Source organism: Methylobacterium sp. J-043 (genome assembly GCF_022829505.1).
In the GTDB taxonomy this organism is placed as follows: Bacteria; Pseudomonadota; Alphaproteobacteria; order Rhizobiales; family Beijerinckiaceae; genus Methylobacterium; species Methylobacterium extorquens_A.
The window spans coordinates 142,503-154,994 of the sequence record NZ_JAKSYB010000045.1; the positions used below are offsets into that span (position 1 = coordinate 142,503).

11 protein-coding genes and 1 tRNA gene are annotated in these 12,492 nt (G+C 66.9%); 11 read left to right on the forward strand and 1 reads right to left on the reverse strand.

Annotated elements, in window-relative coordinates:
• Positions 1-18: 18 nt before the first annotated feature.
• Complete coding sequence (locus MKK50_RS12090; RefSeq protein ID WP_253371813.1) at positions 19-1,509, reverse strand: sigma-54-dependent transcriptional regulator; 1,491 nt, start codon at positions 1,507-1,509, stop codon at positions 19-21.
• 328 nt (positions 1,510-1,837) lie between these two features.
• Here MKK50_RS12090 and MKK50_RS12095 point away from each other — a divergent pair, with 328 nt between their 5' ends.
• The 11 genes from MKK50_RS12095 (at position 1,838) to MKK50_RS12145 (ending at position 12,488) form a co-directional block, all read left to right on the forward strand.
• Complete coding sequence (locus MKK50_RS12095; protein ID WP_499022524.1) at positions 1,838-3,715, forward strand: M3 family oligoendopeptidase; 1,878 nt, start codon at positions 1,838-1,840, stop codon at positions 3,713-3,715.
• A 75-nt stretch (positions 3,716-3,790) separates the two neighbouring features.
• A complete protein-coding gene (locus MKK50_RS12100; RefSeq protein ID WP_238257596.1) occupies positions 3,791-4,015 on the forward strand; it encodes an AbrB/MazE/SpoVT family DNA-binding domain-containing protein in 225 nt (74 codons plus the stop codon).
• A complete protein-coding gene (locus MKK50_RS12105; protein ID WP_499022527.1) occupies positions 4,012-4,398 on the forward strand; it encodes a type II toxin-antitoxin system death-on-curing family toxin in 387 nt (128 codons plus the stop codon). The genes MKK50_RS12100 and MKK50_RS12105 overlap by 4 nt, the downstream gene beginning before the upstream one ends.
• A 92-nt stretch (positions 4,399-4,490) precedes the next feature.
• Positions 4,491-5,861: an ABC1 kinase family protein gene (locus MKK50_RS12110; protein ID WP_499022529.1), complete on the forward strand. Its 1,371-nt coding sequence runs from the start codon at positions 4,491-4,493 to the stop codon at positions 5,859-5,861.
• Positions 5,862-5,973: 112 nt separating this feature from the next.
• On the forward strand, positions 5,974-6,267 hold the full coding sequence (locus MKK50_RS12115) for an aa3-type cytochrome c oxidase subunit IV (RefSeq protein WP_499022532.1): 294 nt from the start codon (positions 5,974-5,976) through the stop codon (positions 6,265-6,267).
• Positions 6,268-6,378: 111 nt separating this feature from the next.
• Complete coding sequence (locus tag MKK50_RS12120; protein ID WP_253371802.1) at positions 6,379-7,518, forward strand: Re/Si-specific NAD(P)(+) transhydrogenase subunit alpha; 1,140 nt, start codon at positions 6,379-6,381, stop codon at positions 7,516-7,518.
• Positions 7,519-7,539: 21 nt separating this feature from the next.
• Positions 7,540-7,992: a proton-translocating transhydrogenase family protein gene (locus MKK50_RS12125; protein ID WP_004446455.1), complete on the forward strand. Its 453-nt coding sequence runs from the start codon at positions 7,540-7,542 to the stop codon at positions 7,990-7,992.
• Between the two features lie 4 nt (positions 7,993-7,996).
• Positions 7,997-9,397 (forward strand): NAD(P)(+) transhydrogenase (Re/Si-specific) subunit beta, encoded by a 1,401-nt coding sequence (locus MKK50_RS12130; RefSeq protein WP_253371801.1) that lies wholly within the window; start codon positions 7,997-7,999, stop codon positions 9,395-9,397.
• Positions 9,398-9,491: 94 nt separating this feature from the next.
• Positions 9,492-11,327 carry a single-stranded-DNA-specific exonuclease RecJ gene (gene recJ, locus MKK50_RS12135; RefSeq protein WP_499022536.1) on the forward strand — a complete coding sequence of 612 codons (1,836 nt, stop codon included), beginning with the start codon at positions 9,492-9,494 and terminating at the stop codon, positions 11,325-11,327.
• 89 nt (positions 11,328-11,416) lie between these two features.
• Positions 11,417-11,500 (forward strand) — tRNA-Tyr (locus MKK50_RS12140).
• 253 nt (positions 11,501-11,753) lie between these two features.
• Positions 11,754-12,488: a Crp/Fnr family transcriptional regulator gene (locus MKK50_RS12145; RefSeq protein WP_253371797.1), complete on the forward strand. Its 735-nt coding sequence runs from the start codon at positions 11,754-11,756 to the stop codon at positions 12,486-12,488.
• Positions 12,489-12,492 lie beyond the last annotated feature (4 nt).

Here is a 12,492-nt window from a genome sequence, read left to right on the forward strand (position 1 = left end):
CGAACGACTGTTCCGGCCTCAGGCGGCGTCCTCGGAGCGCTCCTCTTCGTCGAGGCCGAGCTCCTTGAGTTTGCGGTAGAGGGTCGATCGGCCGATTCCGAGGCGGCGGGAGACTTCGGACATTCGGCCGCGGTAGAACTGCAGGGCGAAGCGGATCACCTCTGCCTCGACCGCCTCCATCGTCTTCATGTCGCCGGTGTCCTCGACGACGAGCGACATGGCGTGCGGATCGCGCACCTCGACACGGACGATCTCCCGCACCGGTTCGAGCCCGCCCGCGGGCAGGGCGGCCTGCGCCGGCAGCGGCGGGATGCGGACATCGAACCCCTCGACCTGCGCCGCAATCTGCGGAAATTCCGCCACCGTCAGTTCGTCGCCGTCGGCGAGCACGACCGCTCGGAACAGCGCGTTCTCCAGCTGGCGCACGTTGCCGGGCCAGGGATAGCGCGAGAGCAGCGCCATCGCCTCGGCTGTGATGCCGCGCAGGCGTTTGCCCTCTTCTGCCGCGAACCGCGCGCAGAACGAGCGCACGAGATCCGGGATGTCCTCGCGTCGCGCCCGCAGCGGCGGCAGCGTCATGGGGAAGACGTTGAGGCGGTAATAGAGATCCTCGCGGAACTTGCCCTGCTTCACGAGGTCGAGCAGCGAGCGGTTGGTCGCCGAGATCAGACGGATATCGACGCGCACGGCGCGCTTGCCGCCCACGGGATCGACCTCGCCCTCCTGCAGCGCCCGCAGGAGCTTTACCTGAGCATCAAGGGGAAGCTCACCGATCTCGTCGAGGAACAGCGTGCCCCCCGACGCTTCCACGAACTTGCCGACATGCTTCTCGGTGGCGCCGGTGAAGGCACCCTTCTCGTGACCGAACAGGGTCGATTCGACGAGGTTCTCGGGGATCGCCCCGCAGTTCACGGTGACGAACGGCTTGCCGCGCCGGTCGCCCGAGCCCTGGATCGCGCGGGCCAGAACCTCCTTGCCGACACCCGATTCGCCCTCGATCAGGACGGGGATGTTCGATTTGGCCGACCGTTCGGCCAGCCGGATCACCCGCTCCATGTCCGGGCTCTTCGAGGCGAGATCCTTGAAGCCCAGCGCGCCCGAGGCGCGGCGGCGCATCCGGCGCACCTCCTCCTCAAGCTGATCGACCCGCAGGGCGTTCTTGATCGAGACCTGAAGACGCTCGGCGCCGGCCGGCTTGACCACGAAATCGACGGCGCCCGCCCGCATGGCGTTGACCACCGCGTCGATGGAGCCGTTCGAGGTTTGCACGATGACGGGGGTATCAATGCCGCTCTTGCGCATCTCGGCCAGGACGCTCAGTCCGTCCATGCCGCCGGGCATGACGAGATCGAGCAGCACGACATCGACGCTTTCGCCGCCGCGCAGCAGATTGAGCCCGTCATGGCCGTTCTCCGCGATCTGTGCCTGGAAACCGAGGCGACGCACCATCGCCTCGGCGAGGCGACGCTGCACGGGATCGTCGTCGATGATGAGAACGGTGGTCGACATGCGGGGCGCCTCGCTTTCCGCTCAAGCCGGCCGCGGGCCGACCCGGCCTCCCAAGGGGAACCGGCGGCGCATGGCGGCGGCTGTTTCGTTTCGAGGCACAGGGTCGCCCAAGAGCGTAAAGCGCCGCTTAACGACGCTCGAATTTAGCCCGCACGGCCCTCCAAACGGCGTGATGGCCCGTCCGGCGGAACCTTCCGTCGGCCCTGACGCGCCTGGGATTGCGGAGCGCAGTTGATCGTGACGGCCCTGCGCTCGATATCTGACTCTGGCTGCGCGGGCGCGCCCGATGCCGAACCCGCGATCCACTACGTCGAGGAAACAGCACATCATGTCGAGCCGAGCCGTTTTCGCCGCCCTGTCGCCAGACTTGCCGAGAGGGGCTGAGGAACTCGCGGCGGTGCGCGGCGCGCTGCAGGCGGCCGATCTCGGCGTGCTGCCGGAATGGGACCTTACCGACCTCTATCCGAGCATGGACGCCCCGGCCTTCCGCGACGATCTCGACCGGGCCGAGGCGGAGAGCCGGGTTTTCGCCGAACGCTATGCGGGCCGGATTGCCGAGATCGCGGCCGGGCCGGATGCCTCTTCCGTGCTCGGCGAGGCGGTGCAGACCTTCGAGCGGATCGAGGATCTGATGGGGCGGCTGATGTCCTATGCCGGCCTCGTCTATTCCGGCGACACGACGGACGAGACCCGCGCCAAGTTCTATGGCGACACCCGCGAGCGGCTGACCACAGCCTCGGGCGACCTGCTGTTCTTCGGTCTGGAGTTGAACCGCGTCGAGGATGCCGTGCTCGATGCTGCGATGGCGGACGGGCCGCTGGCCCACTACCGGCCCTGGATCGAGGATCTGCGGCGCGAGAAGCCGCACCAGCTCGACGACCGCACGGAAAAGCTGTTCCTGGACAAGTCTGTGACGTCGAACGCCGCCTGGGACCGGCTGTTCAATGAGACGATCGCCTCTCTCCGCTTCTCGGTTCAGGGCGAGCGCCTGACGCTGGAGCCGACGCTCAACAAGCTTCAGGACGCGGACGGTGCGGTGCGCCAGGAGGCGGCGCAGGCGCTCGGTGAGACCCTGCGGGCAAATCTGCGTATCTTCACGCTGATCACCAACACGCTGGCCAAGGACAAGGAGATCTCCGACCGCTGGCGCGGCTTCAAGGACGTAGCCGATGCCCGCCACCTCTCGAACCGCGTCGAGCCGGAGGTCGTCGCCGCCATGGTCGAGGCCGTGCGCGCGGCCTATCCGCGGCTGTCGCACCGCTATTACCGGCTCAAGGCCAAGTGGTTCGGCGTCGAGGCGCTGCCCTACTGGGACCGCAACGCGCCGCTGCCGAAGGTCGAGCAGCGCACGATTCCCTGGGCTCAGGCCCGCGACACGGTGCTGGAGGCCTACGACGCCTTCTCGCCGGACATGGCCGGCATCGCCAAGAAATTCTTCGACGGCGGCTGGATCGATGCGCCGACCCGGCCCGGCAAGGCGCCCGGCGCCTTCGCGCACCCGACCGTTCCCTCGGCCCATCCCTATGTTCTGGTGAATTACCAGGGCAAGCCGCGCGACGTGATGACCCTCGCGCACGAACTCGGCCACGGCGTTCATCAGGTGCTCGCCGCCGCCAACGGCGCGCTGATGGCGCCAACCCCTCTGACGCTGGCCGAAACGGCGAGTGTGTTCGGCGAGATGCTGACCTTCCAGCGCCTCTTGGGCCAGACCACGGACCCGACCCAGCGCCGGGCGATGCTGGCGGCCAAGGTCGAGGACATGATCAACACGGTGGTGCGCCAGATCGCGTTCTACTCGTTCGAGCGGAAGGTCCACCTCGCCCGCGCCAAGGGCGAGCTGACGGCCGAGCAGATCAACGAACTCTGGATGTCGGTGCAGTCCGAGAGCCTCGGTCCGGCAATCACCCTCGACAAGGGCTACGAGCCGTTCTGGGCCTACATCCCGCACTTCATCCACTCGCCGTTCTACGTCTACGCCTACGCGTTTGGCGATTGCCTCGTGAACTCGCTCTACGGCGTCTACGCCCGCGCCGAGCCCGGCTTCGTCGAGCGCTACTTCGCCCTGCTGTCGGCCGGCGGTTCGAAGCCGTACGGCGAGTTGCTGGAGCCGTTCGGGCTCGACGCCAGCGACCCGGGCTTCTGGCAGATTGGTCTCGGGATGATCGAGGGGATGATCGCGGAGCTGGAGGCGATGGAGGGAGCGTAGCCCACATTTTGTGGGCTATAGCCCAGACGTGTTATACGCGCGTTGAACGCGGATAAGACGTGTAGGGCCAACTCCATGAAACTTGAAATCAAGCGCATCGGAAATTCGACCGGGCTGATCCTGCCGAAGGAGCTCGTCGGCAGGCTCAAGCTGGATCAGGGTGACTGGCTGCACGTCACCGAGAACGCCGACGGCACGCTGCATCTCTCGCCCTACGACCCGACCTTCGAGAAGGGCATGAAGATCGCCGAGAAGGCGATGAAGACCTATCGGAACGCGCTCGCCGAGCTTGCGAAGTGAGCGAAATCGTCTGGCTCACGAGCGATCTCGTCCAGGCCATCCACGCACAGCAGCTCAAGCTCTTCGGCGGGCCTCTGGGCCTGCGCGACGAGGGGGGGCTCGAATCGGCGCTCGGTCGGCCCATCAATCGCGCAGGCTACGGCGAGCCGGATCTAGCCGAACTCGCCGCGGCCTACGCCTTCGGCATCGCCAAGAACCATCCGTTCATCGATGGCAACAAGCGCGCGGCACTGCTGGCATTCGTGACCTTCCTCGGTCTGAACGACATCGACTTCTTGGTTGCCGAGGCGGAGGCGGTGCTGATGATCCGTGGCCTCGCCGCGGGCGAGATCGATGAATTCGGCCTGACCCGCTGGATCCGAGACAACTGGCCAAAAGCGTAGCGCCACCCGCGGCGCGCCGCCCCAGCGCCCTGGGCGCGAGGCCCGGCGGTGCCTATCTCCGGTCGAGTCCCGATAGGAATCGATCCGAATCCATGGCCGAGACCGACCGCGAAGCCAACCGCTTCACCGCCCGCGCGAGCCGCTATGCCAGCGTCGGCGCCAATGTCGGAGGGGTGGCCGCGCGGATGGCGGCGGCGCGCCTGTTCGGCGGCAAGGACGGTGCGAGCCTGAACAACGCGGCGGCTTTGGCCCAGGCGCTCGGCGGCCTCAAAGGGCCGATCATGAAGGTGGCGCAGCTGCTCGCCACCGTGCCGGACCTGCTGCCGCCGGAATACGCGGCCGAATTGCAGAAACTTCAGGCCGATGCGCCGCCGATGGGCGCGGCCTTCGTCAAGCGCCGGATGATGGCCGAACTCGGGGCCGACTGGCAAAGCCGCTTCGGCAGCTTCGATCTCAAGCCGGCCGCCGCCGCCTCGCTGGGGCAGGTCCATCGCGCCGAATCGCTCGACGGGGCAGCTCTCGCCTGCAAGCTCCAATATCCCGACATGCAGTCGGCCGTCGAAGCCGACTTGAAGCAGCTTCAGGTCGCCTTTGCGCTGCATCGCCGGATGAACTCCTGGCTCGATACCTCCGAGATTGCCAAGGAGATCGGTGCCCGGGTACGGGAAGAACTCGATTACGGCCGCGAGGCCAAGCATGCCGAGCTCTACGGCAGCGTGCTCAGGGACGTTGATTCGGTGCGGGTGCCGGCGGTCAATCCCACCCTGTCGACGAAGCGCCTTCTTACCCTCGGCTGGCTCGACGGCGAAAGGATCCTGAATTACGCCGACGCCCCGATCGAGATCCGCAACCGCATCGCCCAAGCCATGTTCAGGGCGTGGTGGCATCCGTTCAGCCGCGCCGCGGTCATCCACGGCGATCCGCATCTGGGCAACTACACCGTCTTTTCAGAGGGCGGCGAGGCGCAGGGCATCAACCTGCTCGATTACGGATGCGTACGCATCTTCCACCCGCGATTCGTCGGCGGCGTCGTCGATCTCTACCGCGGTCTGCTGGAAAACGACCGGGATCGCGTGGTCCACGCCTACGAAGTCTGGGGATTCAAGCAGCTCGACAAGGAGACCGTCGACATCCTCAATATCTGGGCCCGCTTCATCTACGGGCCGCTGCTGGAAGACCGCACTCGCACGGTCGCGGATGGGATCGAGCCCGGAGCCTACGGCAGGCGGGAGGCCTTCTCTGTACATCAAGCCCTGAAGGAGCGCGGGCCGGTCACGATTCCACAAGAATTCGTGTTCATGGACCGTGCGGCGGTCGGGCTCGGTGCTGTCTTCCTGCACCTGCGGTCCGAGCTGAACTATCACCGCTTGTTCGAGGCCGAGATCGAGCGTTTCTCCCTGGAAATGCTCTCGGAGCGTCAGGAAACGGCGCTCGCGGAGGCCGGTCTGCCCGCTCCGGTCTGACAAAAGCCGGCTCACGACTCCCTAGCGCGACCGTCAAGCTGATTGCGAGCGGAGTTGCCTTGCGCTAAATCCGCGCGTGACAAGCAAAACGATACCAGGGAACGGGCGCGCAATGGCGGACACGAAGACCCTCACCGGCATGCACTACAGCCCGGCGATGGACGAGAAGACCCACGAGCAGACCTATCGGGGCTTCGTCCGCTTCGTCGAGATCGGTACCGTCACGGTGTTGTGCTGGGTGACCGCTCTCGCCATCGGCGGCGTGCACGAAGCGTGGCTCACCGCGATCATCGGCGTGCTGGTCTCCTGGGTGGGCGCAGCCATCGGCGCCTTCGTCCCCGCCATCGGCTGGAAGGCCCAGGCCTTCGTCTTCGCCGCACTCCTCGCGATCCTTTTCCTGAGCTGAGGATCGAGACTTCCAGGCCGACTTCTTGCGTCGGCCTTTTCCAAATCTGAACTTCCCAGCAAGCTCGGATACCGGCACGCCGAAAGGCGGCTGTAAGAACGGGAGCAACTGATGCGTATTGCCGTCTTGACGGAGACGGACCCGACAGAACCACGGGTCGCGGCCGTCCCAGAAACGGTCAAGAAGTTCATAGGTCTGGGGTCCGATGTCGTCGTGCAATCGGGAGCCGGCGCCAAGGCCGGCGTGCCCGATGGCGAGTACGAGGCCGCCGGCGCCAAGATCGCCGGGAGCGCCGAGGAGGCTCTCTCCGGCGCCGACCTCGTCCTGAAGGTCCGCCGTCTCAATGCCGAGGAACTGGGCAAGACCCAGAAGGGCGCCACGGTCGTCGCGATCATGGACCCCTACGGGCACGAGGACGCGCTGAAAGCCGCCGCCGAGGCCGGTGTCAACACCTTCGCCATGGAGCTGATGCCCCGCATCACCCGCGCGCAGGTGATGGACGTCCTCTCCTCCCAGGCGAACCTCGCTGGCTACCGCGCGGTGGTCGATGGCGCCGCCGAGTACGGCCGCTCCCTGCCGATGATGATGACCGCCGCCGGCACCGTTCCGGCCGCGCGCATCTTCATCATGGGCGTCGGCGTCGCCGGCTTGCAGGCCATTGCCACCGCCCGCCGCATGGGTGCCGTGGTGACCGCCACCGACGTGCGGCCCGCCACCAAGGAACAGGTCGAATCGCTCGGCGCGAAGTTCGTTGCCGTCGAGGACGACGAGTTCAAGCAAGCCGAGACCTCCGGTGGCTACGCCAAGGAGATGTCGGCCGAGTACCAGAAGAAGCAGGCGGAGCTGGTCAAGGGCCACATCGCCAAGCAGGACATCGTCATCACCACGGCGCTGATCCCCGGCCGGCCGGCGCCGAAGCTCGTCTCCGAGGAGATGGTCGCTTCGATGAAGCCGGGCTCGGTGCTCGTCGACCTCGCGGTCGAGCGCGGCGGCAACGTCGCGGGCGCAAAGCCCGGTGAGATCGTCACCGTCGGCAACGGCGTGAAGATCGTCGGCCACGTCAACGTGCCGGGCCGCCTCGCGGCTACCGCGTCGAGCCTCTACGCCCGCAACCTCTACGCTTTCGTCGAGACCCTGATCGACAAGGAGTCGAAGGCGCTGGCGGTGCAGTGGGACGACGAACTCGTCAAGGCCACCAATCTGACCCGCGACGGTCAGGTGGTCCACCCCAACTTTCAGCCCAAAGCCTGATCGGTCGCGGAGGATCTCACCATGGCAACCCCCCTTCCGCCCGTCTCACCTGCAGAGCAGGCCCAGGCTGCTGCCTCGGCCGCGCGCGCCGCGGCTGACATCGCCCATCAGAACGCCGCCCAGGCGCAGTCGATCGCCGACTCGCTCGGGCACGGCATCGCCGCCGCCACCCACGGCGCCGTCGATCCCACGGTGTTCCAGCTCGCGATCTTCGTGCTCGCGATCTTCGTCGGCTACTACGTCGTCTGGTCGGTGACCCCGGCCCTGCACACGCCGCTGATGTCGGTGACCAACGCGATCTCGTCGGTCATCATCGTCGGCGCTCTCCTGGCGGCCGGCGTGCCGCTCATTGAGAAGGGCACCGGCTGGGCCCGCTTCTTCGGCTTCATCGGCATCGTCCTCGCCTCCGTGAACATCTTCGGCGGCTTCCTCGTCACCCAGCGCATGCTCGGCATGTACAAGAAGAAGGCCTGAGGCGATGTCGGAAAACGTCTCATCCCTTCTCTACATCGTCGCCGGCGTCCTGTTCATCATGGCGCTGCGGGGGCTCTCGCACCCGACCACGTCGCGACAGGGTAACCTGTACGGCATGATCGGCATGGCGCTCGCCGTGCTCACCACCCTGGTCGGCCATCCGCCGGCCGGGTTCGGCGCTTGGATCCTGGTGCTGCTCGGCCTCGGCATTGGCGGTGGCGCCGGTGCCGTGATCGCCAAGCGGGTGCCGATGACGGCGATGCCGCAGCTCGTCGCGGCCTTCCACTCGCTCGTCGGCCTTGCCGCCGTGGCGGGTGCGGCGGCCACGCTCTACGCTCCCCAGGCGGTCGGCATCCTCGAGAACGGCCACATCCACAAGGAGTCGCTGTTCGAGATGGCGCTGGGCGCGGCGATCGGCGCGATCACCTTCACCGGGTCGGTCATCGCCTTCGCCAAGCTCGACGGGCGCATGTCCGGCAAGCCGATCATGCTGCCGCAGCGGCACGCCATCAACATCGCGCTGGGCATCGCCCTGGTGGTGCTGATCGCGGTGTTCATCGGCAACGAGAGCAAGCTCGTCTTCTGGCTGATCGTGCTCCTGTCCTTCACCCTGGGCGGTCTGCTCATCATCCCGATCGGCGGCGCGGACATGCCCGTCGTCGTCTCGATGCTGAACTCCTACTCGGGCTGGGCGGCGGCCGGCATCGGCTTCACCCTGGGCAACCTCGCACTGATCATCACGGGTTCGCTGGTCGGCTCCTCGGGCGCGATCCTGTCCTACATCATGTGCAAGGCGATGAACCGGTCGTTCATCTCGGTCATCCTCGGCGGCTTCGGCGGTGATTCCGCCGCGGCGGCCGGTGGCGGCCAGGTCGAGACGCGCCCCGTCAAGCAGGGCTCGGCCGACGACGCGGCCTACATTATGAAGAACGCCGAGCGCGTCATCATCGTGCCGGGCTACGGCATGGCGGTCGCCCAGGCTCAGCATAGCCTCCGCGAGATGGTGGACATGCTGAAGAAGGAAGGCGTCGAGGTGAAGTACGCCATCCACCCGGTGGCAGGCCGCATGCCGGGGCACATGAACGTGCTCCTGGCCGAAGCCAACGTGCCCTACGACGAGGTGTTTGAGCTGGAAGACATCAACGGTGAGTTCCCGCAGGCCGACGTGGCCTTCGTGATCGGCGCCAACGACGTCACCAACCCGGCCGCTAAGACCGACAAGGCCTCGCCGATCTACGGCATGCCGATCCTCGACGTGGAGAAGGCCAAGACCGTGCTCTTCATCAAGCGCGGCATGGGTTCCGGCTATGCCGGCGTCGAGAACGAGGTGTTCTTCCGCGACAACACGATGATGTTGTTCGGCGACGCCAAGAAGGTCGTCGACTCGATCGTCAAGAACCTCTGACCGGTCCATACGAGCGGCAGCGCGGCGGGGCGGGCGAGCAATCGCCTGCCCCGTTGTCGTTTGCGGGGCGCAGCCTCGGCGCACGAAAGCGACTATGGTCGGCCGCGTGACCGCCGCCATGCTCATCGATCCGCCCTCGGGCCTCCCGCGTCCATTCCTCGACGTCACCGCCTCGGCGCTCGGGCGGCCCTGGCGCGAGCGCTGCGGTGATCCGAGCCTTCAAGCGCTCGCCGTGATGATGACCCAGGCTTACGGCCTGCCCGATCTGCTCGCGCGCGTTCTCGTCGGGCGTGGCGTACGGCCGGCGGAGGCGGAAGCCTACCTCGCCCCACGTCTGCGCGACCTGATGCCGGACCCCTCCGTCCTCGTTGATATGGAGGCGGCGGTCGAGCGGCTCGCCCATGCCGTGCGCGCCCGCGAAGCGGTGGCGATCTTCGGCGATTACGACGTGGACGGCGCGTCGAGCGCGGCGCTGCTTGCAGACTACCTTCGGGCCCTCGGCGTGCCGGTGCGCATCCACATTCCCGACCGCATTACGGAAGGGTACGGCCCCAATGTCGGCGCCGTCACGACCCTCCGGGAGGAGGGCGCGGGCCTACTGGTCTGCGTCGATTGCGGTACCGCCGGCCACGAGCCGCTGGCCGCAGCCGCGGATCTGGGCCTCGACGTGATCGTGCTCGACCACCATGGCGCGCCGGAAGAGCTTCCTCAGACGCGCGCCCTGGTCAATCCGAACCGTCTCGACGACCTGTCCGGCCTCGGCCATCTCTGCGCGGCGGGCGTGGTCTTCATGACCCTCGTCGCACTGGCCCGTCGACTGCGTCGGGATGGCGTCTTCGCAACATCCGCCGAGCCGCGCCTCACCGACTTCCTCGACCTGGTCGCCCTCGCCACCGTCGCCGACGTGGTGCCGCTGACCGGTCTCAACCGCGCCTTCGTCGTCCAGGGGCTTGCGGTGATGCGCGGGCGCGGGCGTCCGGGACTGGCAGCACTGCTCGATGCGGCCGGACTGAGCGAGCCGCCCGAGGCGTGGCATCTCGGCTTTCTCCTTGGGCCGCGCATCAATGCCGGCGGGCGGATCGGCGATGCCGGTCTCGGCGCGCGGCTTCTCACCACCGCCGATCCGATGGAGGCCCGTCGCATCGCCGACGAACTCGATCGGCTCAACCGCGAGCGGCAGGCCATCGAGGCGCAGGCCGTCGCCGAGGCCGAGGCGGAGATGGATGCGTACCTGACCCGCGATCCCGACCGTCCGGTCCTGATCGCCGCCTCTCCGGAATGGCATCCCGGCATTGTCGGCCTCATCGCAGCCCGGCTCAAGGAACGGTTCGGCCGGCCGGCGTTCGCCTTCGCGGTGAAGCCCGACGGCAGCGCCGTCGGCTCCGGCCGTTCCGTCGTCGGGGCGGATCTCGGCGGTGCCGTGCGTGCCGCGGTCGGGGCGGGGCTTGCGGTCAAAGGCGGTGGGCACGCCATGGCCGCGGGCGTGACCCTCCCACCCGGAGGCCTCACCGCCTTCGGGGAAAGCCTCACCGGTGATCTTGTCGAGGCGGTCGGCCGGGCCCGCGCCGCCGAGGCGCTGCTGATCGACGGCACCGTGAGCGCCGGAGGGGCGACCGCCGAACTCGTCCGACTGATCCAGCGGGCCGGCCCGTTCGGGCAGGGGGCGCCCGAGCCGGTGATGGCGTTGCCCCGCCACCGCATTGTCGATGCCGGGATCGTCGGCAACGGGCATGTCCGCGCCCGCCTCGTCAGCGGGGATGGGCAGGCGGTCGGCGCAATTGCCTTCAGGGCCGCGCAAGGACCGCTGGGCGTCGCCCTGCTCGGCGGGATCGGGCGGAGCTTCCACATCGCCGGAACCCTGTCGTGCGACCGCTGGCGAGGGGCGGAGCGGGCCCAGGTCCGAATCTGCGATGTGGCGCCCTGTGGATAGAAATTGGGCCCAGCAGATCGGTTGACACCCGTTCGCGCCCTAATCATAAGGACCTCGCCCGCCGCGAAAGACACGCGGTGACCCGGTTTGGGGGAATGTCCCGAGCGGCAAAGGGGGCGGACTGTAAATCCGCTGCGTAAGCTTCGTAGGTTCGAGTCCTACTTCCCCCACCAAACTTCACGTTCAAAAATTTCGGCCGACCATTCCGCCTCTTGCAGCGTTTGTCGATCGGGTTGATTGGCGGGGCGGCAGGCGACTCGAGCCCCTCGGCGATGCAACCTGAAGCGAATGCCTGCGGCCGTACGCCCTCGGCCCGGTGGCATGATTCTGTTCACAGCTCAATGCTTTCGGATGCCAAAATAACGTACGTTAGTTCAGCTCGATTTCGAGAGCGCTAGGTTGCCTCGACTAGGCCAAGGAAACCCAGTGGCAAACCTGCTCGTCCGCAAGCTGGAAAACTTCATTCGCCTCACTTCCGAAGAGAAGCAGGCGTTGGAGAAGATCGCTCAGCCGACACGAAGGCTGGGACCGCGTGAAGACGTGGTCCGCGACGGTGACCGGCCGCGTCATGTCAACGTCGTGCTCGAAGGCTGGGCTTGCCGTTACAAGCAACTCGAGGATGGACGCCGTCAGGTTATCTCGATCTTTCTGCCCGGTGATCTGTGCGATCCGCATGTCTTCGTGCTGCGGAAGATGGACCACTCTCTCGGTACGTTGACCTCGGTGGTTCTCGCCGAGATTTCGGAAGCCGCAATACGGGAGATCTCCGTCCAATTTCCGCGTGTGGCGGAGGCGCTGTGGTGGGAAATGCTCGTGACGTCGGCGATCCAGCGCGAATGGACCGTCAGCCTCGGTCAGCGATTGGCGACCGAGCGGCTCGGGCATCTGTTCTGCGAGTTGTTCCTGCGTCTGCGCGCCGTCGGCATGACGAGCGATACCAGTTGCGAGTTCCCGATCACCCAGGCCGATCTCGGCGATGCGATGGGCCTCTCCACGGTCCACATCAATCGCACCCTGAAGGAATTGCGGGCGGAAGGTTTGATCCGGCTGCGCGGCCGACAGCTGACGATTCCGGACTTTCCGGCACTCCAGGCCGCCTCGCTCTTCGACCCGTCCTATCTCCATCATGAGCGCGATTCGTCAGTCATGGACGAGGATTGAGGAT

Coding starts and splice junctions, on each gene's coding strand:
- MKK50_RS12090 (WP_253371813.1), bottom strand. CDS start 1,509: ATGTCGACCACCGTTCTCATCATCGACGACGATCCCGTGCAGCGTCGC.
- MKK50_RS12095 (WP_499022524.1), top strand. CDS start 1,838: ATGTCGAGCCGAGCCGTTTTCGCCGCCCTGTCGCCAGACTTGCCGAGA.
- MKK50_RS12100 (WP_238257596.1), top strand. CDS start 3,791: ATGAAACTTGAAATCAAGCGCATCGGAAATTCGACCGGGCTGATCCTG.
- MKK50_RS12110 (WP_499022529.1), top strand. CDS start 4,491: ATGGCCGAGACCGACCGCGAAGCCAACCGCTTCACCGCCCGCGCGAGC.
- MKK50_RS12115 (WP_499022532.1), top strand. CDS start 5,974: ATGGCGGACACGAAGACCCTCACCGGCATGCACTACAGCCCGGCGATG.
- MKK50_RS12120 (WP_253371802.1), top strand. CDS start 6,379: ATGCGTATTGCCGTCTTGACGGAGACGGACCCGACAGAACCACGGGTC.
- MKK50_RS12125 (WP_004446455.1), top strand. CDS start 7,540: ATGGCAACCCCCCTTCCGCCCGTCTCACCTGCAGAGCAGGCCCAGGCT.
- MKK50_RS12130 (WP_253371801.1), top strand. CDS start 7,997: ATGTCGGAAAACGTCTCATCCCTTCTCTACATCGTCGCCGGCGTCCTG.
- recJ (WP_499022536.1), top strand. CDS start 9,492: ATGGTCGGCCGCGTGACCGCCGCCATGCTCATCGATCCGCCCTCGGGC.